A 24,782-nucleotide genomic window follows, 5' to 3' on the forward strand; every position below is an offset into this window, starting at 1 on the left:
TCAGGATTGCTTTCTGGCATCCACAAGACTGGTGCGCGCGATATCGGAAATCGCCGCCCAGTCTTTCGCCGCGACTTTATCGGCCGGTGTTAACCAACTACCGCCGACCGCAGCGACATTCTCCAACTCCAGATAGTCTGCCGCCGTGTCCCGCCGAATGCCTCCCGTCGGGCAAAACTTTACCCCCGGGAACGGCCCCGCCAGTGCTTTCAGAGCCGCTACACCACCAGACACTTCAGCGGGGAAGAATTTGAAATGCCGGTAGCCGTGAATGTGGCCCATCATCAGCTCTGAAGCTGTCGAAATACCCGGCAGCAAAGGTGCTTCAGACGTTACCCCGAATTCCAGCACTGCTTCGGTAACGCCGGGCGTGATCACAAACTGGGCTCCGGCCAGCTCTACCTCGCGATATTGGCCAATACTGGTTACCGAACCGGCACCTACCAACGCATCCGGCAGCGCTTTACGAACCTCGCGAATTGCAGCCACCCCGCACTCGGTACGCAGAGTAATTTCGAGAACACCAAGTCCTCCTTCATACAGCGCCTTGCACAAAGGCACTGCATCCGACAAACGATGGATGGTGATCACCGGTATGATCGGTGACTGGGTCAGTACCCTCTCAATTTCCAGCTTATGTTCGTTCGAGAGTTGTGGCATCACGGGCTCCAGTAAACATGTAATCCGGCTTGCAGGAAAGCCCGAATCGGCATGGCTGACCAATCGGCCGGAGCTTCCGCGGCTCGAGCCAACGTGGCAATTTTATCTTGTCCTTTCAGGTGTAGCACTTTAAAACGAGCTTGCATCAGCACCGGCAAGGTCAGAGTGACTCGCCGGTGAGCCTGTGACAGTGGTGTCATCACCATGACCCGCTGCTGCCCACGCCGGTCCATGGCCCGGTTTAACTCGGGTGCATCAGGAAACAGCGAGGCCGTATGCCCGTCATTGCCCATGCCGAGCACCAGCACATCCACCGGATCGGTTAGTTCTGCTGCTGCGGCCTCAAGCTTCGGCAACGCCTCAACCGCTTCTTCGTCGGAATAGCGAAACAACACAAACCGGGCTTGAGCCGCTTCCGCTTGCAGCAGCTCTTTTTTCACCAAGGCGGCATTGCTGGCCGCGTCAGTTTCTGGCACCCAGCGTTCGTCGGCCAAAGCGATCAGAACCCTACCCCACTCCAACGTTTTTTTCCGCAAGGCCCGAAAAAAAGGCAGCGGCGTTGAGCCTCCGGAAACCACCAGCGTTGCCGCCGGAGCCTCAGCAAGGCGAAGACGCAGACATTCCGCGACATGGTCCGCGAGAGTTTCGGCAAGAGTCTCTGGTGACTGAGCCGAATGTACATTAACGCCCTCTGGCAATTGCAATTCAGGCATCTTCATACCAACTCCTGCCATCTCTGGTGATCAGCGCAATGGATGCAACCGGTCCCCAGGTGCCCGCGGCATAGCGTTTGGGTGGCTCGCCCAGATTCCGCCAGTTCTGAATAATATGGTCCACCCAACGCCACGCATGCTCAACTTCATCGCGCCGCACAAAGAGATACTGGCTGCCTCGCATTACTTCCCACAACAAACGTTCATAAGCATCCGGGATGCGTTCGGCACCAAAGGTTTCCGAAAACGTCAGCTCAAGCGGCCCCTGCCTCAACCGCATCCCCTTGTCTAAACCATGGTCTTTGGTGAGAATTTTCAAAGCCATGCCTTCGTCCGGTTGGAGCCGAATGATCAGTTTGTTATTGGCCAGATGCTTCTGGTCAGGGTCAAAAATGTAATGGGGAGCCGGTTTGAAGTGAATAATGATCTGGGCCATTTTCTCGGGCATGCGTTTGCCGGTTCGGATGTAAAACGGCACGCCCGACCAACGCCAATTGTCGATCTCCACTTTTAGGGCTACGAACGTTTCCGTCAGGCTGGACTTGTCGGCGCCCTCTTCTTCCAGATAACCCGGCACCACCTTGCCATGACTGGCACCGGCGGCATACTGGCCACGCACCACGTATTGCTCCATCATCTCGGGGGATATACGTTTGAGTGCTTTCAGAATTTTCACCTTTTCGTCGCGAATACTGTCGGCCGACAAATCCGCAGGCGGGTCCATCGCAATCAAACACAGCAACTGCAGCAAATGGTTCTGGATCATATCCCGAACCTGTCCCGCTTTATCAAAATAACCCCAGCGCCCGTCGATGCCCGTGCTCTCAGCCACGGTAATCTCAACGTGGGAAATATGGTTCTGATCCCACTGGGACGCAAACAGGTTGTTGGCAAATCGCAGGGCAATCAGGTTCTGGACCGTTTCTTTACCCAAATAGTGATCGATGCGGAAAAGCTGGCTCTCGTCATACACCTCTGCCAATGCGTCATTGATTACCTTGGATGACGCCAGATCGTGCCCGATCGGTTTTTCCACCACGACCCGAGTACGTTCCGTGCAACAACTCTGGTCTTTCAGATTCCGTGCGATCACACCATACATAGCCGGAGGCGTCGCCATGTAAACAATCAGCTGATTGTCAGCGTTACGCCAGCTGTTCAACTCGGCAAACGCTGCAGCGTCGGAAAAGTCGAGCCGCTGGTAGTCCACCCTCCCGGCAAAACGCTGCGCCAATTCCTGATCGAATTCCTCATCGACAAGCGCACCTCTGAGATTCGAGACCAACTCTGTTCTCACCGCGTCAATGCTTAAGTCGCGCCGGGCAATGGCCAGAATACGGCTGTTTGCCGCTAGCAAGCCGGCCCGTTCCAATTGATAGAGGGCGGGGAACAGCTTTTTGCGGGCCAGATTCCCCATGGCTCCGAAAAGCATGAGATCGCAAGAGACTGGCAATGGCTCAGACATTCAACTCCCCATCCTGGTGGCAGGTTCTTGTCGTAACTTTAACTAAATAATGACATTGCCGATCAAGGAATCCAAGGAACTGCGCGACCCATGACGTTTTTACTACTCAGATTTTCTTTCAAGGCAGGTATAATGACGACTCAACCATCATTTTGCGTACAGGCAGGGAGCATTCCGTATGGCAGTCAGTGCGGTCCGTAGAGAAGAGAATTTACTGGAAGAAATCCAGAACCGCCTGGAAACTCTCAACAAATCCGAGCGCAAGGTAGCCGGTGCCATTCTCCGTGACCCTAGCGCTGCAACCCGATACAGCATTGCGGCTTTGGCTCGGGCGGCTGACGTCAGTGAACCCACGGTTAACCGCTTTTGCCGCGGCTTTTCGGCCACTGGCTTCCCTGACTTCAAGATTCGACTGGCACAGAGCATCGCCACAGGTACCCCCTACGTGGGCGAGAATATCAAGCCCGACGACACGGCCGCTGAATATGCGGACAAGATCATGCTCAGTACCATCGCCAGCCTCGACAAAGCCCGACAAGCGCTGGACCCGGAGTCTATAGCCACGGTGGTGGATTACCTGATCCAGGCGAAACAGATCATCTTTTTCGGTATGGGTGGCTCCGCCTCGGTTGCCATGGACGCCCAGCATAAATTTTTCCGATTTAACACACCGGTGTCCGCCTACGAAGACGCTTTGATGCAGAGAATGGTCGCAGCGGGCGCTGGCGTCGGAGATACCATCGTCGTTATCTCTTACACCGGTCGCACCCGAGAATCCGTGGAGTCGGCCGAACTGGCTAGGGGCAATGGTGCCACGGTGATCGGAATCACCAATCCGGATTCGCCTCTGGCTGAGGTGTGCACCACCGTTCTCGGGGTTACGTCCCCGGAAGATACGGAAGTTTATATGCCCATGTCTTCCCGCATCATCCACCTGACGGTGATTGACATACTGGCTACCGGCGTCACTTTAAAACGGGGCCCTGATTTCCTCAACCACCTCAAAAAAGTGAAAGAGAGCCTTAAAGCCACGCGCTTCCCTCTTAATCCCAAGGCATAAAAAAAGGGTGCCGAAGCACCCTTTCTATTTGGAGCAGCGGATCAATTACGCTCCACCTCCGCGGTTTCTCTCAAAAATTGCTGATAAACAGCGTATTCACGTTGACCTTGAAGTTGGGTCAGGAACTGCTGAACCTGCTGGAACTCAGCGTTCTCACGATCCACTTCCCCTTCGTTAACCGCCTCAAGCACAACAATATGAGCTTCCGCCAAACCAACAACAGCGTCTACTGTCGATTCCTCGCCACTTGGGCGCGGCATGGTGAAGGCTTTTCTCAGTACCAGCTGGCTTAGATTATCGGCCGCACCGCGCTCTTGAGCTTCAAACTGCTTCCAGTCACCTTGCTCGACGCTGTCGCCGGATTCAATGTCTGCCACCAACTCGTTCGCCTTCGCTTGCAGAGCCTCTCTCGCGGCCATGACTTCAAGCGTTGCCTTGATGTCATCGCGAACATCCGCCAACTCAAGCTGACGGGCTTCATGATGAGTTTTGACTCGTGCCACAATAGAGACATTGTCGCCCACGTCGATCAGCTCGGTGTTGTAGCCATCTTCCAGCACATCCGCAGAGAACAACTGGCGCACCAGCCCGGCATGATCAAACGGTGCGGCACCGCCATCACGGGTAACACCCTGCACTTCCCGTAATTCCAGCCCCAATTCGTTGGCCGGCCCCGCCAGGTCATCAGCCGCATAGGCAGCGTCTGCCAAATCGGCACGCACTTCAACGTAACGCTCTTCCGCTTTGGCGCGAGCCAACTCGTTGCGCAGCTGCGCTTCCAGCTCTTCGAACGCCGGTACGTCAGAACGACGAACGTCGTCCAGGCGAATCAGGTGGATACCAAAGCTGGTTTCTACCGGTTCAGAGATTTCGCCCTCTTCCATTGCAAACAACGCTTCTTCAAAGGCTTCGTCGTAAACACCACGGCCAGCGTATCCCAAGTCACCACCATCACGGCCTGACACGGTATCAACCGAGAACTCCTTGGCAAGCTCGGCGAAGGACTCACCGGCATCCAGTCGGGACTGAATCGTCGAAACGGTTTCTTCCGCTTCGGCACCCGCCTCGATCAGGATATGGGCCGCTTTGCGTTCCTCTCGGGCGAACTGCTCGGCCCGTGATTCATACTCAGCCCGCACCTCGTCTTCGCTCACCTCAACCGCTTCCGCCAAGGTGGCCTGAGACAGCGTCAGGTAAACCGCATCCACCTTTTCCGGCTCCTGGAACTGAGCCTTGTTCTCTTCGTAATAAGTGGCAATCTCGTCATCAGTCACCACAACCTGGTCAGCCACTTGATCTTTCGACAACGAAAGCACACGGAAATCCCGCGTCTGATTCTGTATCGCCAGCAACTGGGCGGCACTTTCTGGTGTCGCCAGTGCGGTTTGAGCGATCGCAGCCCGTATCTGGTTGGTTACGTAGCTCTTGTGCATGCTGGCGCGGAATTCGGCAACGCCCATGCCCAGATTGCGAACGGTCGCCGCGAACCTTTCGGGACTGTACTTGCCATCTACCTGGAACTGGGGCATTTGCGTAATCAGGGCATCAATATCCGCATCCGACAGCTCAAGCCCTTGGCTTTGCGCATCCTGAGTCAGCACGGCCTCTTGAATAAGGGCTTCCAGCACATCGGTACGCAATTGGTCTTCGTCCACCAGAGAAGGGTCTGGATTTTCCATCTGCATCAGGCGCTGCTGGGTTTCCAGCTGAACGGTGCGGAGAAACTCCCGTTCGGTGATGTCGGTTCCGTTCACCGTAGCCACTTCGGGCTCACCGGTAAAACCGCCAATAATGGCATCCATTCCCCAGATGGAAAGGGAAACAATCAAAAGGCCAACGATGACTTTGGCGATGGTACTCTGGGCGTTATCCCGAATATCTTGAAGCATGTTAGTTCTGAATCCCTGTTCAAGGTCGTGCTGGTGATTATTGTGTGAGCTGTAGCCCCGGCTGCCTTTAACGTAAAAAGGCGCACCCTGATCGGAATGCGCCTTGAATTCTTATGGCAACTCCCGCCAGCGGAGGAAGCTGCCAGAGAAAGAGCTATTACTTAACAGCGTCTTTCAGGGCCTTGCCTGCTTTGAATCCAGGCACTTTAGAGGCCGGAATCTTGATCTCAGCGCCAGTCTGCGGGTTACGGCCAGTACGAGCGGCACGCTCTTTCACAGAGAAGGTACCGAAGCCGATCAGAGTAACCTGATCGTCGTTCTTCAGAGCACCAGTGATGGTGTTCGTCATAGCATCCAGCGCACGGCCAGCTGCAGCTTTGGAAATATCTGCGGATTCTGCAATTGCATCAATCAGTTCGGACTTGTTCACACTAAACCCCTTCGATGTCAGGTTGAAGATGTTATAGGTTGGTTTGTATTTTCGCGGACGCTCACGACTATCGCATAAGCGGTCGGAGAATTCCATTCTTCACTATTATTATTCCTTGCGGCGATTAACCGATGTTTGGAATAGGCACATACTGCGCGGGAGCCCTTGGTATTGGCTGCTTCACGGCGAAACAGTTATACCAATGGGCTCTCCGGCATGTCAACAACTCATCCGGTGTTTAATGTGTATTTATGCGCTCTACAGCATCATTGGAGTCGTCATTTCCTTTAGACGAAGCCGCTTTGTCGTCATCCTTTTCCGCTCGTGGTTCGGGTGGATAAGCCAGCGCAATGTCGAGCACTTCATCAATCCACTTAACCGGTTTAATCTCGAGAGATTCCTTTATATTCTCCGGTATCTCTTTGAGATCACGAACATTTTCGTCAGGAATCAACACCGTTTTTATACCGCCGCGATGAGCCGCCAGAAGCTTCTCTTTCAGCCCGCCAATCGGCAGCACACGACCTCGCAGAGTGATCTCACCCGTCATCGCAACGTCCGCACGGACGGGGATTTTAGTCAGTGAAGAAACGAGAGCTGTGCACATCCCGATACCCGCACTCGGACCGTCTTTTGGCGTTGCACCTTCCGGAACGTGCACGTGTAAGTCGTGCTTTTCATGGAAATCGTCGGCTACACCAAGCCCGGTTGCCCGGCTTCTGACCACTGTCAAAGCCGTTTGAATCGACTCTTGCATGACATCACCCAGAGAACCGGTCTTCACAACCCGACCCTTACCCGGCGTTAACGCACACTCAATCGTCAGCAATTCGCCGCCAACCTGTGTCCAGGCCAAGCCCGTCACCTGACCAATCTGATTATTCTCTTCAGCAAGACCGTACTTGAACTTTTTAACGCCCGAATAGTCTTCCAGCATCTCCGGCGTAATCGTTACTGACGCCTTGTCGCTGCTCTCTACGTGTTCACGCACAACCTTACGGCAGATTTTGGCGATTTCACGCTCCAACCCACGCACACCTGCTTCCCGGGTGTAATAGCGAATCAGATCCCGCAAGGTTTCTTCCGGTATTTGCAATTCGTTCTTGCGCAGGCCGTTTGCAACAATTTGCTTGGGCAACAGATATCTAAGCGCGATGTTGACCTTCTCATCCTCGGTATACCCCGGGATCCGAATGATTTCCATTCGGTCCAGTAAAGCGGGAGGTATATCCATAGAGTTCGACGTGCACACGAACATCACATCGGAGAGGTCGTAATCCACCTCGAGGTAATGGTCGTTAAAGGTGTGGTTCTGCTCCGGATCCAGTACCTCCAACAGAGCGGAAGCAGGATCACCGCGGTGGTCCATACCCATCTTGTCGATTTCATCGAACAGGAACAGCGGGTTTTTAACGCCAACCTTCGACAATTTCTGCAGCAACTTGCCCGGCAACGCCCCGATATAGGTTTTACGGTGACCGCGAATTTCAGCTTCGTCGCGAACGCCGCCCAACGCCATACGGGTGTATTTGCGGTTGGTGGCCTTGGCAATTGATTGACCAAGAGAAGTCTTACCCACCCCGGGAGGCCCAACCAGGCAAAGCACTGGCCCCTTCACCTTCTTCACGCGGCTCTGAACCGCCAAATACTCGAGAATCCGCTTTTTGACCTCGTCCAGACCGTAATGATCCTTGTCCAGTATTTCACGCGCCTTTTCGAGATCGTGGCGTACCCGGCTACGTTTTTTCCAGGGTACCGCCAGCATCCAGTCGATGTAACCGCGCACAACCGTTGCTTCGGCAGACATGGGCGACATCATCTTCAATTTATTGAGCTCGGCTTCGGTCTTCTTGCGGGCTTCTTCGGGCAGTCCGGCTTCTTCCAGTTTTTGCTCTAGCTCCTCGAAGTCGTTGTTCCCCTCACCGAGCTGGCCCATCTCTTTCTGGATAGCCTTCATTTGCTCGTTCAGGTAATACTCACGCTGGCTACGCTCCATCTGCTTTTTGACGCGGCCACGGATACGTTTTTCAACTTCGATCAAATCCGTTTCGCTATCGAGCTTACCCAGCAGCAGATCCACCCGCTTGCGCACATCCAGTGCTTCAAGAAGCTCCTGCTTTTCCGGAATTTGCATATCAAGATGGGCCGCCATGGTATCCACCAAGCGATCGATCTCGTTAATGCCGGTAAGGGAATTAGAGACTTCCGACGGAACCTTTTTGGAGAGTTTTACATACTTTTCAAACTCTTCCTGAAGGGTTTTGATCAATACGCCCTGCTCACGCTCTGGCAACTGATCTTCGTCCATCAACACGGCGCCGGCAGTGAGATAGTCACCTTCTTCAATACCGGAAATACTGGCACGGGCATTACCTTCTACCAGTACCTTTACGGTGCCGTCTGGCAACCTCAGCATCTGCAACACGGTAGCCAAAGTACCCATATCAAACACATCGGCGGCGCCTGGCTCGTCTGTGGCTGCATCTTTCTGCGCAACCAGCAAAATCTCTTTGCTACCCTCCATCGCGGCTTCGAGTGCCTGAATGGACTTCTCGCGTCCTACAAACAGTGGCACCACCATGTGCGGAAACACCACCACATCGCGAAGCGGAAGCAGCGGGTATTCTTGCACGGTTTCTTCGGATATAAGGGTCATAGAGAATCCTCTGAAAACATTTTATTCAGCATACCACCCATCATTGGGGCGCAGACTAAAATTGCAATCTTTTTACGGGGCAAAATTCTTGGCGGGTACTTTATCAGCAGCCATGAAAAAGGGGCGTTGAACGCCCCTTTTTCAGGTAACCGATCTCTCGTTAGCCGAGACGATCAGTCTTCTGATGCTGCCTTTGCATGATCGCTGTTCGCGTAGATCTTGAACGGCTCTGATTCACCGTTGATCACACTCTCATCGACCACCACTTTGGACACATCGGTTTCAGACGGAATCTGATACATGGTATCCAGCAAGGTCGCTTCCATGATGGAACGCAGGCCTCGGGCACCGGTTTTCCGGGACATAGCCTGGCGAGCGACTGCACGTAGCGCATCTTCACGGAAGTCCAGCTCAACGCCCTCAAGATCAAACAGCTTCTGATACTGCTTGGTCAGGGCGTTCTTCGGCTCGGTCAGAATCTGCACCAGCGCATCTTCGTCCAGCTCGGTCAGCGTTGCCACAACCGGCAAACGACCTACAAACTCGGGAATCAGGCCGAACTTGACCAGATCTTCGGTCTCTACATCCTGAATGATATCGCCAGCACTCTTGCTGTCATCCTGACTCTTTACCGTTGCCGAGAAACCGATAGAGCTCCGCTCTGAACGCTCCTGGATGACCTTTTCCAATCCGGCAAAAGCACCCCCACAGATGAACAGAATGTTTCCGGTGTCCACCTGCAGAAACTCCTGCTGAGGATGCTTTCGGCCACCCTGAGGAGGCACAGAAGCAACCGTACCTTCGATCAGTTTCAGCAGAGCCTGCTGCACGCCCTCACCCGATACATCGCGAGTGATCGACGGATTGTCCGACTTGCGCGAAATCTTGTCGATTTCATCGATATAGACAATACCGCGCTGGGCCTTCTCTACATCGTAGTCGCACTTTTGCAACAGTTTCTGAATGATGTTCTCAACATCCTCACCCACGTAACCGGCTTCAGTCAGCGTGGTTGCGTCCGCAATAGTGAAAGGCACGTTCAACGTGCGAGCCAAAGTTTCAGCCAACAAGGTTTTACCGCTACCGGTCGGACCAATCAGCAGAATGTTACTTTTACCCAGCTCAACATCGCTCTTGCCTTCACCGTAGCGCAAGCGCTTGTAGTGGTTGTAGACGGCAACAGCCAGCACAATCTTGGCGCGATCCTGGCCGATCACATACTCATTGAGAGTGTCACGAATTTCTGCCGGAACCGGAAGGCGATCACTCGCTTCTTCCTGGGCATTCTCCTGAATCTCTTCACGAATAATGTCGTTGCACAGATCAACGCACTCGTCGCAGATGAAAACCGAGGGCCCTGCGATGAGCTTACGGACTTCATGCTGGCTCTTTCCGCAAAACGAGCAGTACAGCAACTTGCCGTTATCGTCGCCTCTGCCGTTTCTTTCATCTGCCATTTAAATACCTCTGTTCTTCGTTGGCCTGCCCAAACGTTTTATACGCAGGCCAAGTGTGATGCGATGACTTTCAGTATTAGTTATTCGGTACGCGCTTATCAAGTACTGTATCGATTAGCCCGTACTCTTTCGCCTGGTCAGGATCCATAAAGTTGTCACGATCAGTATCGCGAGCGATGGTTTCGAGATCCTGCCCGGTGTGATGCGCCAGAATTGTATTCAGGGTATTACGGATCTTCAGAATCTCACGGGTGTGGATTTCAATGTCCGTAGCCTGGCCCTGATAACCACCGAGTGGCTGGTGAATCATAACGCGGGAATTAGGTAGGCATGCACGCTTGCCTTCAGCACCGCCGGCGAGGAGGAATGCACCCATACTGGCTGCCTGGCCAATACACAAGGTAGCCACATCCGGCTTGATAAACTGCATGGTGTCGTAGATCGACATACCCGCAGTGACCGAACCACCCGGGCTGTTGATGTACAGGTGAATATCCTTATCCGGGTTTTCGGACTCCAGGAACAACAACTGAGCAACGACCAGGTTAGCCATGTGGTCTTCAACCTGACCGACAAGAAAAATTACCCGCTCTTTCAGAAGGCGCGAATAAATGTCGAAGGACCGCTCTCCACGTGCCGTCTGCTCGATTACCATCGGCACCAGACCGGCGCTCGTTATCATTGTTGGGCCATCAAACGGTTTTTGCGTCATGTGTGCCTGAACTCCTTAAAGACATTGGGCATGGACTCCTGCTGCAGGATGTCCGGAATATAAAGCCTGGAAACCCCTATACTTTGCCAGCAGTGAGCCCAGATGAAAACAGCCGGATACACCGGCTGTTTCCAGAAAGCGACTCAGGGCTATGCCCGAGCTATCAACGCTGGGCTTGGCCAGCCTTGACGGCTTCCTCGTACTTCATCTTCTTTTCTTTCACTTTGGCCTGACCCAGAACCAGATCAACAACCGCTTCCTCAAGAACCACAGACTCAACCTGAGTCTTCTGCTCCTGGCTGCTGTTGAAGTGGGCTACCACTTCTTCCGGCTGCTCGTAAGTAGACGCGATTTCCTGAATCTTTTCATCTACTTTCGCGGCATCGGCCTTCAGGTCGTTGGCCTTAACCACTTCCTGGAACAACAAACCGGTCTTAACGCGACGCTGAGCCTGCTCTTCGAAGATTTCCTTCGGCAGCTGCTGGAAGTCTACCTGGCCACCGAAGCGTTGAACGGCTTCTTGACGCAGACGATCGATTTCCTGATCAACCAAAGAGGACGGAACGTCCAGCTCGGTTGTTTCCAGCAGACCTTCAACAACGTCATTCTTGACCTTGTTAGACACTGCCTGCTTCAGCTCGCGCTCCATGTTCTTCTTAACTTCTTCACGGAATCCGGCTTCGTCTTCCGCTTCGATACCAAACTTCTGGAAGAATTCGGCGTTCAGCTCTGGCAACTGAGGCTCTTCTACTTTATGAACCTTGATTGCAAAGGTAGCCGGCTTACCCGCCAGATCTTCGTTGTGGTAATCCTCGGGGAAGGTAACTTCGATATCGAACTCTTCGCCAGTCTTACCACCAACGATCGCCTTCTCGAAACCCGGAATCATCTGACCAGAACCCAGAGTCAGACGATGACCCTCAGCCGCGCCGCCTTCAAACTCTTCACCGTCGATGGTGCCTTTGAAGTCGATGGTCACAACATCCTTGTTCTTGGACTTGCGCTTAACTTCCTTCATAGGCGCCTGCTGACGACGCAGGTTATCGATCATGGTATCGATATCTTTGTCGGTTACTTCGGCGGCTGGCTTTTCAACTTTAATCTTGCTCAGGTCACCCAGTTCGATTTCTGGCAGCACTTCGAACACAGCCACGAACTCGAGGTCTTTACCCTCTTCCATGGTCTTTGGCTCAAACTGGGGCCAGCCCGCTGGATTGATATCCTGCTCCTGCAGCGCCTTGATGTAGTTGTCGCGCATAACTTCGCCAACGATTTCTTGACGAATGCTGTCACCGAAACGACGCTTAACCACGCTCATGGGCACCTTGCCTGGGCGAAAGCCGTTCAAGCGAACAGTGCGAGCGGTTTCCTGTAGGCGTTTCTGAACCGCCTGATCAATTTCCTGGGCGGGCACACCAATCGTCATGCGACGTTCGATGTTAGAGGTCGTTTCAACAGACACTTGCATGGAAGATCCTCGAATTACAGATTCTGTATGTGAATGAAAATTAAAACAAAATCCCGTTAAGAGCGAAACTCTCTAGCGGGACGCAAAATTAAAAGCCGGTAGTTTATCACGGTTTACCCTGCCGAGAGAATCACTGCACCAAACGGAATGACGGTTTAAGAGCATGATCACAGCATGGAAACGTAAAATATGAGGATAAAAACAGGAAAATAAAGAAGGATGGTGCGAGAGGAGAGACTTGAACTCTCACAGGTTGCCCCGCTGGAACCTAAATCCAGTGCGTCTACCAATTCCGCCACTCTCGCATGCCCGATTAAAATCTGAGGACTTCAGAAAACCGGAAACGACCAAACAGAGAAAAGTGGGGTGGACGAAGGGGTTCGAACCCTCGACCGCAGGAGTCACAATCCTGAGCTCTACCAACTGAGCTACGTCCACCACATTAAAAAAGTGCCCTATGGCACTTTGATCTGTCTAGCCTCAACTTTGCTGGTTTGACGAGCCCGGTGCAGACCGAACTTAGAGCCTAATGGCGCGCCCGGCAGGACTCGAACCTGCGACCATCCGCTTAGAAGGCGGATGCTCTATCCAGCTGAGCTACGGGCGCTTGACCTTTCGCCCACCTGAATATTCAGAAAAATGGTCGGGGTAGAGAGATTCGAACTCCCGACATCCTGCTCCCAAAGCAGGCGCGCTACCAGACTGCGCTATACCCCGATAAGACTGAACAACAAGTGCTTCAGCAAAGTTGGCGCGCATATTACCTTCGAGTTTCGCATCCGTCAACAAAGAATTTGAAAATCATTCAGATAATTACGAAATCGCCTTCTCACAGCTCTCCAGAGAGATGCATTTCCGCCCTCTACTTACATTGGCGAGAATGCTGAACCATGAGACAATGCCTCACCTTCGTTATTAGACCATTATTCATGCCCAACCTACAAGACGGAAACATGAGCGCCACACTGATTAAAGGAAAAGAAATTGCCGCACAGGTTCGACAGCAGGTTGCTGTCGGCGTCGAAGCCCGCAAACAGAAGGGGCTCAGAGCCCCCGGATTGGCGGTTATTTTGGTCGGCAGCGACCCCGCCTCACAGGTTTATGTGGGCAACAAACGCAAAGCCTGCGAGCAGGCAGGCATCATGTCATTGTCTTACGACCTGCCGGAAGACACATCGCAAGACGCACTGGAGGCGTTGGTAGACGAACTGAACGAGAACCCGGCCATCGACGGCATTCTTGTTCAACTCCCCCTGCCCTCGCACCTGGACGCAGATCCGATTCTGGTAAAGATCCGCCCGGATAAAGACGTAGACGGCTTCCACCCTTTTAATATCGGCCGCCTGATGCAACGCAAGCCCACTCTGCGCCCTTGCACACCGGCAGGCGTCATTACCCTGCTCGACTCCATTAACACCCCTTACAAAGGCCAGCACGCGGTTATTGTGGGTGCATCCAACATCGTTGGACGACCAATGAGCATGGAACTCCTGCTCAAAGGCGCAACGGCGACCGTCTGTCACCGCTTTACAGACAACCTGGAAAAGTTTGTCAGCGAAGCCGACATCTTGATTGCGGCGGTAGGCAAACCGGGCATCATCAAAGGGGAATGGGTAAAACCGGGCGCAACGGTTATTGATGTTGGCATCAACCGGATGGAAAACGGCTCTTTGTGCGGCGACGTAGACTTCGAGGCAGCCTCAGAACGGGCCGCCTACATCACCCCCGTTCCCGGCGGCGTAGGCCCCATGACAATCGCCAAGCTACTGGAGAACACCCTGTACGCCGCCGACGTACTACACGCTGACTAACACCGACCTAAACAACCGCAAAAAAACAAGCAGCCACAAAAAACCCCGCATCAGCGGGGTTTTTCATTTCTACAGCCTGATTACTGGCTGGCTTTCGCCTTCAGACGGTAAGCGTGCAGAAGCGGCTCGGTATAGCCATTCGGCTGCTCACGCCCCTTCAGCACCAGATCCATTGCAGCCTGGAAGGCAATGCCGTCGAAGCCAGGCGCCATGTTGCGGTAGGATGGATCGTTGGCGTTCTGGCGGTCAACAACAGCGGCCATACGCTTCATGGTTTCCAGAATCTGCTCTTCCGTGCAGATACCATGGTACAACCAGTTGGTCAGCAACTGAGAGGAGATACGCAGAGTCGCGCGGTCTTCCATCAGGCCTACGTCATTGATGTCGGGCACTTTGGAGCAACCAACACCACTGTCGATCCAGCGAACAACGTAACCCAGGATACCCTGCGCGTTGTTGTCCAGTTCCTGCTGAATGTCTTCAGCGGTCAGCGAAGACGGATCTTCCATAACCGGTACGGTCAGAATGTCTTCGAGGGCTGCGCGCTGACGGCTAGCCAACTCTTTCTGAACATCAAACACATTGACCTGATGGTAATGGGTCGCGTGCAGAGTGGCGGCAGTCGGAGACGGAACCCACGCAGTATTCGCACCAGACTTCGGATGACCGATCTTCTGCTCCAGCATGCCAGCCATCAGATCCGGCATAGCCCACATACCCTTACCGATCTGTGCAACACCGGAAAGGCCCGCTTCAAGACCGATATCAACGTTCCACTGCTCGTAGGCGTTAATCCAGGCAGCCTGCTTCATCTGACCTTTGCGGATGAACGGACCCAACTCCATGGAGGTGTGCATTTCATCACCGGTACGATCCAGGAAGCCTGTGTTAATGAATACCGTGCGCTCTTTAGCTGCGTGGATACAGGCCTTCAGGTTAACGGTGGTGCGACGCTCTTCGTCCATAATACCCACCTTCAAAGTGAAGCGCGGCAGACCCAGAGCATCTTCTACACGACCAAAGAATTCGTTGGTGAACGCAACCTCTTCAGGACCGTGCATCTTCGGCTTAACAATGTACACAGAACCTTTGGTGCTGTTCTGGAACTTGCCAGTACCCTTCAGATCGTGAATCGCGATCAAGGAAGTGACAAAACCGTCCATCAGACCTTCAGGCACTTCACTACCGTCATTCAGCAGAATGGCCGGGTTAGTCATCAAGTGACCCACGTTACGCACAAACATCATGCTGCGACCCTTCAGGGTCAAGTCGCTGCCATCGGCTGCGGTATAGGCACGGTCCGGGTTCATGCGACGAGTAACCTGCTTACCGCCCTTTTCGAACGATTCTTCCAGATCGCCCTTCATCAGACCCAGCCAGTTTTTGTAGGCAACAACTTTGTCTTCTGCATCAACCGCGGCAACAGAATCTTCACAGTCCATGATGGTGGTCAGCGCTGACTCCATCAGAACATCTTTCACGTGTGCACCGTCGTCTTTTCCGATCGGATGAGTTGCATCGATCTGGATTTCAAAGTGCATGCCGTTCTTGACCAGCAGCAGGCCGGTCGGCTCATCAGCCGCTCCGGTGTAACCCGCAAAACCCGACTCGTCTTTCAGGCCAGTTACGTCACCGTTTTGCAGCTTAACTGCCAGCTTGCCGCCATCAACATAGTATTTGGCCGCATCTTTGTGGCTGCCCGCTGCCAGAGGCGCAGAGCTGTCCAGCAGGTTACGAGCCCACTCGATGACTTTGGCACCACGTACCGGGTTGTAGCCACGACCTTTCTCAGCGCCATCTTCTTCTGACAGTGCATCGGTGCCGTAAAGCGCATCGTACAAACTACCCCAGCGTGCGTTAGCGGCGTTCAGGGCGAAACGTGCATTCATTACCGGCACAACCAGCTGTGGGCCAGCCATGGTGGCAATTTCCGGATCTACGTTCGAGGTAGAGATTTTGAATTCTTCCGGCTCATCCACCAGATAACCGATTTCCTTCAGGAATGACTTGTACTCAGCCATATCCAGCTTCTGGCCTTTGTGGTCACGGTTCCAGGTGTCGAGCTTTTCCTGAATGGCATCACGCTTGGCGAGCAATTCACGGTTGCGCGGTGCCAGCTCGTTCACAATCTTGTCGAACTCGGCCCAGAATTTGTCGGCATCAATACCGGTGCCCGGGATGGCTTCGTTGTTCACGAAGTCATACAGATTCTTTGCGACCTGAATGCCGCCAACTTGAACGCGTTCTGTCATCGTTACCTGCCTCAATGGGTTGTATTTCCCGACTCCCCGATTGCTTTGAGCTCTCAGGGGCATGAATATTTGAGCGCCGTATTGTACGTGAAATTCCCTACAAGGTCATTCCCGAAAATCACAATACGGCTTTTGTCGAAACTCCAGGCATCAAGCCCGTCGCCAAGTTGTTCCCTCGCGACTGTCATCCAGAACGATCCCCTTCTCGAGCAACTCATCCCGAATCCGATCGCTTTCTGCGAAATCCTTGGCTTTGCGGGCCGCAGCACGAGCCTCGATCATGGCCTCGATCTCTTCCCCGCTCAATTCACTACCGGTATCGGCCTGGAAGAAAGCTTCCGGATCTTGCTGCAACAGCCCAAGCACCCCACCCAAACGCACCAGAACAGCGGCACTGTGCGCCGCCCTTTCATCATTGCCATCACGGCGGTGCTGGTTGATGTCATTCGCCACAGCATGCAACACCGCAATAGCACCTGCGGTGTTGAAATCATCATCCATCACGTCCTTGAACCGGCGATCATGCTCGGTTTCCTCAACCTCATCGCCCGGCGCTGGCGTGATGCCGCGCAAGGCATGATAAAGCTTGGTCAGTGTGCGACTGGCTTCGGCCAGACTGTCAGCCGAATAATCCACCTGACTACGGTAATGGCTGGACACCAGAAAATAGCGAACGACCTCTGCCGGATAGGTTTCCAGAATCTCGCGAATGGTAAAAAAGTTGCCCAACGACTTGGACATCTTTTCTTTATTGACCCGGATGGCTCCGGCGTGCATCCAGGTATGAACGAATTTGTGGCCCGTGGCGCATTCAGACTGGGCGATTTCGTTTTCATGGTGCGGAAACAGGAGATCTGGCCCGCCACCATGAATATCAAAGGTATCGCCCAGGCATTTGGTGGACATGGCAGAACACTCAATGTGCCAGCCGGGACGACCGTCGCCCCACGGCGAAGGCCAGCTCACTTCACCTGCCTTTGCCGCTTTCCACAACGCGAAGTCCGCCGGGCTGCGCTTGGCTTCCTGGACACCGACTCGAGCTCCAGCCACCAAATCCTCAAGCTTTTTCTTGCTCAGCTTGCCGTAATCCGGGAAAGACTCTACCGAGAAATACACATCGCCGTTGTCGGCTGCGTAGGCGTGACCGCCATCGATCAGTGTTTCGATCATGGAAATGATTTCGCTGATAAACGCCGTTGCCCGCGGCTCTTCGTTCGGAGATTGAACCCCCAAGCGCGCCTCGTCTTCGTGCATTGCGTCAATCATGCGCTCGGTCAGAGCGGTGTACACCTCACCATTTTCATCGGCACGACGCAGAATCTTGTCGTCGATGTCCGTGACATTGCGAACGTAATGCACATCATAGCCGCGGTGACGCAGGTAGCGACTGATCACGTCGAACGCCACCAACACACGACCGTGCCCAAGATGGCAGTAATCGTAAACGGTCATGCCGCACACATACATGCGCACCTTACCCGGCTCGATCGGCTTGAACTCTTCCTTTTGTTGCGTGAGCGTGTTGTAGATACGCATTATTTACCTCCCTTGCCCCAGGAATCCCGCAAGGTCACGGTGCGGTTGAACACAGGCTTCCCAACACTTGCGGTCAGCTCCTGATCGCAGAAAAAGTAGCCTTCCCGCTCAAACTGATAAGGCAAGTCTCTACGCGGTGAAGCCAGACTCTTCTCAACTCGCGCCCCCTCGAGCACCACCAGAGAATCCGGATTGATGTGATCCATCATGTCGCCGTCTTTATCGCTGTCTGGCGCTTCATGATTGAACAACCGGTCGTATTGATTAATACGCACTTCAACGCTGTCCGCAGCCGACACCCAGTGAATAACACCGTTCGGTTTGTAGCCTTCAGGGTTCACACCCAGCGTCTTCGGATCGTATTCGCACTTGAGCTCGACGATTTCACCGCTGTCATCGCGAATCACTTCTTTGCACGTCATTACGTAACCACCGCGCAGGCGAACCGCCTGATCCGGGGCCAAACGCTTCCATTTACGCGGCGGCTCAAGTGCAAAGTCTTCACGATCAATGTACAGAACCTGACTCCAGGTAACGTCACGCTCACCCATGTCCGGGTTCTGCGGGTGAACCGGCAGTGACAGTGTTTCAGTCTGGCTTTCGGGGTAGTTGGTCAGAGTTACCTTGATCGGGCGCATCACGCACATGGCTCGTGGCGCACGAGTGTTCAAATCTTCGCGGATCGCATGTTCCAGCATGCCGACATCCACCGTTCCACCCGCTTTGTTGACACCGATCATGTCGCAGAAGGTGCGGATGGACTCCGGGGTAAACCCACGGCGACGCATGCCAGAAATCGTCGGCATACGAGGGTCATCCCAGCCATCAACCACATTATCGTCAACCAACCGCTTAAGCTTACGCTTACTGGTGACGGTGTAGTTCAGGTTGAGACGGGCAAATTCAATCTGCCGTGGATGACAAGGAATGGTGATGTTGTCCAGCACCCAGTCGTACAGCGGGCGGTGATCTTCGAACTCCAGGGTACACAGGGAATGCGTAATACCTTCAAGTGCGTCCGAAATCGGGTGCGTGAAGTCATACATCGGGTAGATGCACCACTTGTCGCCCGTCTGATGGTGGTCCGCATAGCGAATGCGGTACAGAATCGGATCACGCAAGTTGATATTCGGTGACGCCATATCGATCTTGGCGCGCAACACCAGCTCGCCGTTCTGGAACTTGCCATCACGCATATCGCGGAACAGCTGCAGGCTTTCTTCAGCCGGGCGATCACGGTAAGGGCTATTCTTACCCGGCTCTTTCAAAGAGCCACGGTATTCAGCCATTTCGTCGGCCGTCAGCGCACAGACATAGGCTTTGCCCTTTTCGATCAGCTCTTCAGCAAACGCATAAAGCTGATCAAAGTAATCTGAGGCGTAACGCACTTCATCCGCCCACTCAAAGCCGAGCCATTCCACATCACGCTTGATGGCGTTGATGTATTCCAGGCTTTCCTTCTCCGGGTTGGTATCATCGAAGCGGAGGTTGCATTCGCCTTCAAACGTCTCAGCAATGCCGAAGTTCAGGCAGATAGATTTGGCATGACCAACATGCAGATAACCATTGGGCTCAGGCGGAAACCGGGTAACGACTTTGCCCGTGTGCTCGCCCTTGGCGACGGCATCTTCGATCAGGCTCTGAATAAAGTTGTGGGCTTTCTTCGACTCGGCGCTCATACAATCTCTGTCAACAGGGAATGAATTGTGGGAGCTATTCAGAGGCTCCGTTAAACCGCCTATTATACTCACAATTCCTTGCAGTACTCATGCACAGGACGAAACTCTTCAGTACAATGCTTACTTTGAACCTTTACACACCCATTACAGGAAGCCCTAATGATTCTGCTGCAAACCAATCTCGGTGATATCAAACTGGAACTCGACTACGAAAACGCCCCGGAAACCGCCAAGAATTTCGAACAGTATGTTCGCGACGGTTTCTACGACGGCCTCATTTTTCACCGGGTGATCAGCAACTTTATGGTTCAAGGCGGCGGCTTCGAACCTGGCATGAAACCGCGCCAGACCCGTGATCCTATCCAGAATGAAGCAGACAACGGCCTGAGCAACATGATCGGCACCGTCGCCATGGCGCGCACCATGGATCCACATTCAGCAACGGCCCAGTTCTTCATCAACGTTGAGAACAACGGCTTCCTGGACCACACTGGCAAGAATGCGGAAGGCTGGGGCTACTGTGTATTTGGCAAAGTAGCTGAAGGCATGGAAACCGTGAACAAGATCCGCGCCACTCGCACTACCATGCGTTCCGGCCATCAAGACGTGCCGGCTGAAGACATTGTGATTATCAAGGCTGAGGTCGTGGAGGCCGCGTGAGCACACTGTTCATCTCGGATTTACACCTTGAAGAATCGCGCCCGGACATTACGGGCGCTTTTCTAGGCTTCCTGCAAAATGAGGCCATGGGCGTTGAACGCCTTTACATTCTGGGCGATTTTTTCGAAGCCTGGATTGGGGACGACGAACGCACCCCGCTGCAAGAACAGGTTGCAGCTGCACTGCGAGAAGTCCGCGATTCGGGCACGGCCATCTACCTGATGCACGGAAACCGGGACTTTCTGATTGGCGAGGACTTTTGCGCAAGAGCAGGCGCTACCCTGTTGGATGACCCGACCGTGATTGACCTCTATGGCACCCCCGCCCTGCTGATGCACGGCGACAGCCTGTGCGTTGACGACGTGGAGTACCAGAAATTCCGCGCCAACATGCGCAACCCCAAAACCGTGGCAATGCTGTTGGCACGGCCACTGAAAGACCGCCAACTGATGGCTCGCCAACTGCGGGAAATCTCCATGGCGAAGAATCAGGGCAAGGCCGAATCGATCATGGATGTGAACCTCGACGAAGTGGTGAAGGAGTTCGAGCGCCACGATGTTCAACTGATGATTCACGGCCACACACACCGCCCGGCCGTCCACGAACTCGAAGCGAACAACAGCCCTGCCCGCCGCATCGTGTTGGGCGATTGGGACGAAAACGTTTGGTGGCTGGTCGCCCAGCCCGGCAAACCGCTCGAGCTCAAGAAGACCCCGCTGGATAGCGCGTAACCCTTCCCCTTTGTGAGCAGAACTATGAGAAAGCCCACGTTACACCGGACGATGTCGATAAAACGGTTAATGGGGTTACTCATGTTCTGTCTTGCAGTCGGGACCGCATCCGCGCAGACCTCACCCGAACAAGATACACCAGCGCCGGAAGAAGCCCTGCCCGCCGTCCAGCCCGAGCTACAGCAAAGCCTGAACACGCCACCCCAAACCGAACTTCCGGATTCCGTTAATGCGGACATCCGTGAACAAATTCAGACGCTGCGAAAATCGCTCAATCAACGGCGTGCCGCTCTGACCGAAAGCCGGGAACGTCTGGACTACGCCGAGTCTATCCTGTCCCGTTTAGAAGGCGAGTACCAAAGTTTTGAACTGCGACTGGAAAACGCCGGCCTGAACCTGACCGCCGATTATGCCGAACTCCTAAAACAACGACTCGAAAGACTTCAGGAACAAAGCGTTGCCAGCGATTTCATAACAGGCATTGAAGACAAACTGGCCACAGCGCGGGAAGAGCAACTCCGGCTGGAAGAGTTTGAAGCCATCACAGACCCGGGCGAAGACGCCCGAAGCCAACTGCGCAGCCTTCGCTCCAAGCTGTTACGGGAATTGCACAAAGCCGTCACCGAGCACATCAACGTGCTCAACGAATACTTTAATACGGTGACCGCCCTTCAAGACCAGGTAGAAAAATACCAAACTCTGTTGCAGCAGCGGCTGTTCTGGCTCCCAAGCGCCAAGGTTATCAGCACCGACACCGCCGAACAGCTGATTGAATCGACCCGCTGGCTGATGTCACAACTTCGTTTTGACGAACTCAGAACCGCAATTTCCCGATCCGCCAAAGAGCGAGGCGGGCGCATTGCGATGATTGCTTCCCTGTTCTTGATCCTGCTGATCAAACGCAGAACGATCAAAGCCAACCTTCATGCCAATCAGCAGTACATCGGCCACGTTGGCATGGACCGCACCGCGTTTACCTTACTTGCTCTGGTAAACAGTGTTTTACTGGCTCTGCCCGGCGTTTTGATATTGTCGCTCTCTTCTCTGCTGTTGATGGAAGGCAACGCTTTTTTTGAAGCACTCTCAAAAGGCTTTACTGCGGCCGCCTTCATCATGTTTTTACTGGCGCTGATTCGCAATGTGGCTTTACCGGACGGGTTGGGCGAAAAGCACTTCCACTGGAACCCGGGTTCGTTGCGCGCGATCCGGCGGGAACTGCTTCTGCTCATGGCTTGCGTCATACCGGTCACGATCATCATGACGGCCATCAGCGAAACCCCGGACGGTGCCAAATTCGATGACAGCCTTGGTCGCTTGCTGTTCATCTTTGTTTCCGGCGCGCTCGCGGTCTTTGCCCAACGGATCATGTCGGCTGTTCGGGACGAGAAACCGCGCCACCGCCTTTTCATCTTTTTGCACGTGTTCGCGGTAGCGTCCCCCGTTTTGCTCGCCCTCGCGTCCACGATTGGCTACCACTACACAGCACTGCAGCTCGAACGTAACCTGTTCATTTCCATTTGCTGGCTGGCCTTCGCGTCACTGCTGTATTTCACCGGCCTGAGAGCGCTTTCCGTACGTGAACGCCGCCTCACCCTCAAACGGCTGATCGAACAGCGGGCAGTAGAACGCAAACAGGCAGAAGCCAGAGAAGCGTCTGACACCTCCGGTGAAGGTGCGCTTATCACCCCGGAAATGCCGGAAATGAATCTCAAAGACATCAGCGAGCAAAGCTCCTCCTTGCTGCGGATTCTGGTTTCCGCGATCGCAATCGCCGGCCTGCTACTTCTGTGGACCGATGTGATTCCCGCTTTACAACTGTTCGATGATATTACCTTATGGACCATCGCAACCGACCTTGAAGGCGGAGATCCCCTGCCGATAACACTGGGGGATGCCCTGCTGTCCTTACTGGTAGCGGCTGGAACCGTCATGGCGGTCAAAAACCTGCCCGGCACGCTGGAGGTGACCCTGCTGAGCCGAATGAACCTGCAGCCCGGCTCGGGCTATGCCATCACGACCATTACCACCTACCTTCTTGTGTTCTTCGGAGTGGTGGTCTGCCTGGGGGTCATCGGTGTGCAATGGTCGAAGCTGCAATGGTTGATCGCTGCACTGGGTGTGGGGCTGGGCTTCGGCTTACAGGAAATCGTGGCTAATTTTGTATCCGGCATCATTCTGTTATTTGAACGCCCGATACGCGTGGGCGATACCGTAACCATTGGCGGCATCACAGGCAAAGTTTCGCGCATCCGCATACGCGCCACCACGCTGGTTGACTGGGACCGCAAAGAACAAATCGTTCCGAATAAAACCTTCGTTACACAAGACCTGACCAACTGGACCTTGTCTGATGCCACCATTCGACTCAAAATTTTTGTGGGCGTTGCCTACGGCTCCGACGTGGACGAGGTGCAAAAACTGCTTTCCGACGTTGCCCTGAACAACGATCGAGTGATGGAAGACCCGGCCCCGGCTGTCTTCTGTGTCGGGCTTGGTGAAAGCAGCATCGACTTTGAGGTGTGGGTGTTTGTCAAAGACCTGCCCGATATGATGCCGCTCTACCACGAACTGTATTCGGCCATTACGCGCACGCTGACCGACGCAGGCGTGACGATTCCCTTCCCGCAAAGGGACATCCGCATTCACTCGCTGTCGGAAACCTCACCGGGAACACAATCCGAGCCGCCCTCGCAAGATGCCCCCTCGTGAACCGAATCGCGATCTTCGACCGGTTCGTTGTAGGTTCGCAAACGCTTGAGCCAACCCGGCAGCCAGCGTTCCCGCTCAATGGGGTTAGCGGCATTGCGGGCGCGTTGCGTTAAAACCTCCGCGGCAGCCTCACGAAATGCCACCAATGGCCGCGCGGGCGCTTCCGGCATCTTGAGCAAAACCTGCAGCAACCCCCAACCTTGGCCCTGATACCGTTCGGTTTGCGATACCCCCTCACCTTTGAAGTTCACGTAATCCATCACCGCGTAAACGCCTCCCGGGGTCTGCATGAGGCCCTCCAGCTTTTTGCGAACGGCCTGCTTTTGTTCATCCGGCGCAGCGGTTACCACCTTTTCCAGAGAAACCCGCGCTCGCTGCTGAATAAACCGAACCTGCAGGCCGCGAGTGTCGTACAGGAAGGCCCGAAGAGCCTGAACACGATCAGATTGCGCGGCCGCTTCGTAAAACGTGCGTCTGTCGGGCCAGGGTGCGCCTTTGGCATCACCGACCCAAGCGGGAATATCCGCGCCTTCCTGTTGCATAAAGTCGAGCAATGCAGGAAAGCTCTCGGTAAACCGGCCGCTCACGCCGTCGGGATACCAGATAAAATGCCCAATACCTAGCGAGGGAAAGGCTTCCCCCTTATTCCAGTGCACCAGGCATTCACGCCGCCCCGCGCATTCGTTTTTAAATATCCGCTCCCCCACCCACGCCAGTTCTTCGGGGCTTAACCCTAACTGCCGCCGCTGGTCTACCGTCGCAGCGGCTGCCGGACATGCCAGCACAAGCACGGCTACCGCAGTAGCTACCGCCCAAAACAACGAACGCACTTTTCGATCGATTACGATATGGACACTTTGTTTGGACACACAAGCTCCTGACAAAAAATTTCTT

18 protein-coding genes and 4 tRNA genes are annotated in these 24,782 nt (G+C 54.1%); 5 read left to right on the forward strand and 17 right to left on the reverse strand.

Going from position 1 to position 24,782, the window contains the following annotated elements; all coding sequences use genetic code 11:
• The 3 genes from Q9245_RS02340 to zwf are packed head-to-tail and all read right to left on the reverse strand — an operon-like array spanning position 1 to position 2,838.
• Positions 1-660: a bifunctional 4-hydroxy-2-oxoglutarate aldolase/2-dehydro-3-deoxy-phosphogluconate aldolase gene (locus tag Q9245_RS02340; RefSeq protein WP_305895658.1), complete on the reverse strand. Its 660-nt coding sequence runs from the start codon at positions 658-660 to the stop codon at positions 1-3.
• The gene (pgl, locus tag Q9245_RS02345) at positions 660-1,373 is read right to left on the reverse strand and encodes a 6-phosphogluconolactonase (RefSeq protein ID WP_305895659.1); all 714 of its coding nucleotides are present in this window, start codon (positions 1,371-1,373) and stop codon (positions 660-662) included. Before pgl ends, Q9245_RS02340 begins: the two co-directional genes overlap by 1 nt.
• Positions 1,366-2,838: a glucose-6-phosphate dehydrogenase gene (gene zwf / locus Q9245_RS02350; RefSeq protein ID WP_305895660.1), complete on the reverse strand. Its 1,473-nt coding sequence runs from the start codon at positions 2,836-2,838 to the stop codon at positions 1,366-1,368. Before zwf ends, pgl begins: the two co-directional genes overlap by 8 nt.
• A gap of 178 nt (positions 2,839-3,016) precedes the next feature.
• On the opposite strand from zwf, the gene hexR reads away from it, so the two are divergent.
• Entirely contained in the window at positions 3,017-3,898 is an 882-nt protein-coding gene (gene hexR / locus Q9245_RS02355) for a transcriptional regulator HexR (protein ID WP_305895661.1), read from the forward strand.
• A 41-nt stretch (positions 3,899-3,939) separates the two neighbouring features.
• On the opposite strand, the gene Q9245_RS02360 is transcribed toward hexR, so the two are convergent.
• The 10 genes from Q9245_RS02360 to Q9245_RS02405 form a co-directional block, all read right to left on the reverse strand.
• Positions 3,940-5,787: a SurA N-terminal domain-containing protein gene (locus Q9245_RS02360; protein ID WP_305895662.1), complete on the reverse strand. Its 1,848-nt coding sequence runs from the start codon at positions 5,785-5,787 to the stop codon at positions 3,940-3,942.
• A 157-nt stretch (positions 5,788-5,944) separates the two neighbouring features.
• A complete protein-coding gene (locus tag Q9245_RS02365; RefSeq protein WP_114333466.1) occupies positions 5,945-6,217 on the reverse strand; it encodes an HU family DNA-binding protein in 273 nt (90 codons plus the stop codon).
• 238 nt (positions 6,218-6,455) lie between these two features.
• On the reverse strand, positions 6,456-8,873 hold the full coding sequence (gene lon / locus Q9245_RS02370; RefSeq protein WP_305895663.1) for an endopeptidase La: 2,418 nt from the start codon (positions 8,871-8,873) through the stop codon (positions 6,456-6,458).
• 173 nt (positions 8,874-9,046) lie between these two features.
• A complete protein-coding gene (gene clpX / locus Q9245_RS02375) occupies positions 9,047-10,330 on the reverse strand; it encodes an ATP-dependent Clp protease ATP-binding subunit ClpX (protein WP_199006820.1) in 1,284 nt (427 codons plus the stop codon).
• A gap of 76 nt (positions 10,331-10,406) precedes the next feature.
• Positions 10,407-11,042 carry an ATP-dependent Clp endopeptidase proteolytic subunit ClpP gene (gene clpP, locus Q9245_RS02380; RefSeq protein ID WP_133005865.1) on the reverse strand — a complete coding sequence of 212 codons (636 nt, stop codon included), beginning with the start codon at positions 11,040-11,042 and terminating at the stop codon, positions 10,407-10,409.
• 163 nt (positions 11,043-11,205) lie between these two features.
• Entirely contained in the window at positions 11,206-12,510 is a 1,305-nt protein-coding gene (tig, locus tag Q9245_RS02385) for a trigger factor (protein WP_305895664.1), read from the reverse strand.
• Positions 12,511-12,730: 220 nt separating this feature from the next.
• Positions 12,731-12,815, reverse strand: a tRNA-Leu gene (locus tag Q9245_RS02390).
• Positions 12,816-12,872: 57 nt separating this feature from the next.
• A tRNA-His gene (locus tag Q9245_RS02395) sits at positions 12,873-12,948 on the reverse strand.
• A 92-nt stretch (positions 12,949-13,040) separates the two neighbouring features.
• Positions 13,041-13,117, reverse strand: a tRNA-Arg gene (locus tag Q9245_RS02400).
• A 33-nt stretch (positions 13,118-13,150) separates the two neighbouring features.
• A tRNA-Pro gene (locus Q9245_RS02405) sits at positions 13,151-13,227 on the reverse strand.
• Positions 13,228-13,463: 236 nt separating this feature from the next.
• On the opposite strand from Q9245_RS02405, the gene folD reads away from it, so the two are divergent.
• A complete protein-coding gene (folD, locus tag Q9245_RS02410) occupies positions 13,464-14,321 on the forward strand; it encodes a bifunctional methylenetetrahydrofolate dehydrogenase/methenyltetrahydrofolate cyclohydrolase FolD (RefSeq protein ID WP_305895665.1) in 858 nt (285 codons plus the stop codon).
• An 80-nt stretch (positions 14,322-14,401) separates the two neighbouring features.
• Here the strand turns inward: folD and Q9245_RS02415 are convergent, their stop codons facing one another.
• The 3 genes from Q9245_RS02415 to Q9245_RS02425 form a co-directional block, all read right to left on the reverse strand.
• Entirely contained in the window at positions 14,402-16,573 is a 2,172-nt protein-coding gene (locus Q9245_RS02415; protein ID WP_305895666.1) for a malate synthase G, read from the reverse strand.
• A 150-nt stretch (positions 16,574-16,723) separates the two neighbouring features.
• Positions 16,724-18,109 (reverse strand): cysteine--tRNA ligase, encoded by a 1,386-nt coding sequence (gene cysS, locus Q9245_RS02420; protein ID WP_305895667.1) that lies wholly within the window; start codon positions 18,107-18,109, stop codon positions 16,724-16,726.
• The gene (locus Q9245_RS02425; protein WP_305895668.1) at positions 18,109-19,788 is read right to left on the reverse strand and encodes a glutamine--tRNA ligase/YqeY domain fusion protein; all 1,680 of its coding nucleotides are present in this window, start codon (positions 19,786-19,788) and stop codon (positions 18,109-18,111) included. The genes cysS and Q9245_RS02425 overlap by 1 nt, the downstream gene beginning before the upstream one ends.
• A 159-nt stretch (positions 19,789-19,947) precedes the next feature.
• Here Q9245_RS02425 and Q9245_RS02430 point away from each other — a divergent pair, with 159 nt between their 5' ends.
• From Q9245_RS02430 to Q9245_RS02440, 3 genes are all read left to right on the forward strand, one after another.
• A complete protein-coding gene (locus Q9245_RS02430; protein WP_114333457.1) occupies positions 19,948-20,448 on the forward strand; it encodes a peptidylprolyl isomerase in 501 nt (166 codons plus the stop codon).
• Entirely contained in the window at positions 20,445-21,179 is a 735-nt protein-coding gene (lpxH, locus tag Q9245_RS02435) for a UDP-2,3-diacylglucosamine diphosphatase (protein ID WP_305895669.1), read from the forward strand. The genes Q9245_RS02430 and lpxH overlap by 4 nt, the downstream gene beginning before the upstream one ends.
• Positions 21,180-21,260: 81 nt before the next feature.
• Complete coding sequence (locus Q9245_RS02440; RefSeq protein ID WP_305895670.1) at positions 21,261-23,888, forward strand: mechanosensitive ion channel domain-containing protein; 2,628 nt, start codon at positions 21,261-21,263, stop codon at positions 23,886-23,888.
• Here the strand turns inward: Q9245_RS02440 and Q9245_RS02445 are convergent.
• Positions 23,822-24,757 (reverse strand): hypothetical protein, encoded by a 936-nt coding sequence (locus Q9245_RS02445; protein WP_305895671.1) that lies wholly within the window; start codon positions 24,755-24,757, stop codon positions 23,822-23,824. The two genes, Q9245_RS02440 and Q9245_RS02445, sit on opposite strands and share 67 nt — an antisense overlap.
• Between the last annotated feature and the right edge of the window lie 25 nt (positions 24,758-24,782).

Source organism: Marinobacter sp. MDS2 (assembly GCF_030718085.1).
Classification (GTDB): Bacteria; Pseudomonadota; Gammaproteobacteria; order Pseudomonadales; family Oleiphilaceae; genus Marinobacter.

Excerpts from the sequence above, each read along its gene's own strand:
- folD (WP_305895665.1), top strand. The coding sequence starts at position 13,464 with ATGAGCGCCACACTGATTAAAGGAAAAGAAATTGCCGCACAGGTTCGA.
- Q9245_RS02340 (WP_305895658.1), bottom strand. The coding sequence starts at position 660 with ATGCCACAACTCTCGAACGAACATAAGCTGGAAATTGAGAGGGTACTG.
- Q9245_RS02415 (WP_305895666.1), bottom strand. The coding sequence starts at position 16,573 with ATGACAGAACGCGTTCAAGTTGGCGGCATTCAGGTCGCAAAGAATCTG.
- hexR (WP_305895661.1), top strand. The coding sequence starts at position 3,017 with ATGGCAGTCAGTGCGGTCCGTAGAGAAGAGAATTTACTGGAAGAAATC.
- clpP (WP_133005865.1), bottom strand. The coding sequence starts at position 11,042 with ATGACGCAAAAACCGTTTGATGGCCCAACAATGATAACGAGCGCCGGT.
- Q9245_RS02360 (WP_305895662.1), bottom strand. The coding sequence starts at position 5,787 with ATGCTTCAAGATATTCGGGATAACGCCCAGAGTACCATCGCCAAAGTC.
- pgl (WP_305895659.1), bottom strand. The coding sequence starts at position 1,373 with ATGCCTGAATTGCAATTGCCAGAGGGCGTTAATGTACATTCGGCTCAG.
- Q9245_RS02425 (WP_305895668.1), bottom strand. The coding sequence starts at position 19,788 with ATGAGCGCCGAGTCGAAGAAAGCCCACAACTTTATTCAGAGCCTGATC.
- cysS (WP_305895667.1), bottom strand. The coding sequence starts at position 18,109 with ATGCGTATCTACAACACGCTCACGCAACAAAAGGAAGAGTTCAAGCCG.
- lon (WP_305895663.1), bottom strand. The coding sequence starts at position 8,873 with ATGACCCTTATATCCGAAGAAACCGTGCAAGAATACCCGCTGCTTCCG.
- Q9245_RS02440 (WP_305895670.1), top strand. The coding sequence starts at position 21,261 with ATGTTCTGTCTTGCAGTCGGGACCGCATCCGCGCAGACCTCACCCGAA.
- clpX (WP_199006820.1), bottom strand. The coding sequence starts at position 10,330 with ATGGCAGATGAAAGAAACGGCAGAGGCGACGATAACGGCAAGTTGCTG.
- zwf (WP_305895660.1), bottom strand. The coding sequence starts at position 2,838 with ATGTCTGAGCCATTGCCAGTCTCTTGCGATCTCATGCTTTTCGGAGCC.
- tig (WP_305895664.1), bottom strand. The coding sequence starts at position 12,510 with ATGCAAGTGTCTGTTGAAACGACCTCTAACATCGAACGTCGCATGACG.
- Q9245_RS02430 (WP_114333457.1), top strand. The coding sequence starts at position 19,948 with ATGATTCTGCTGCAAACCAATCTCGGTGATATCAAACTGGAACTCGAC.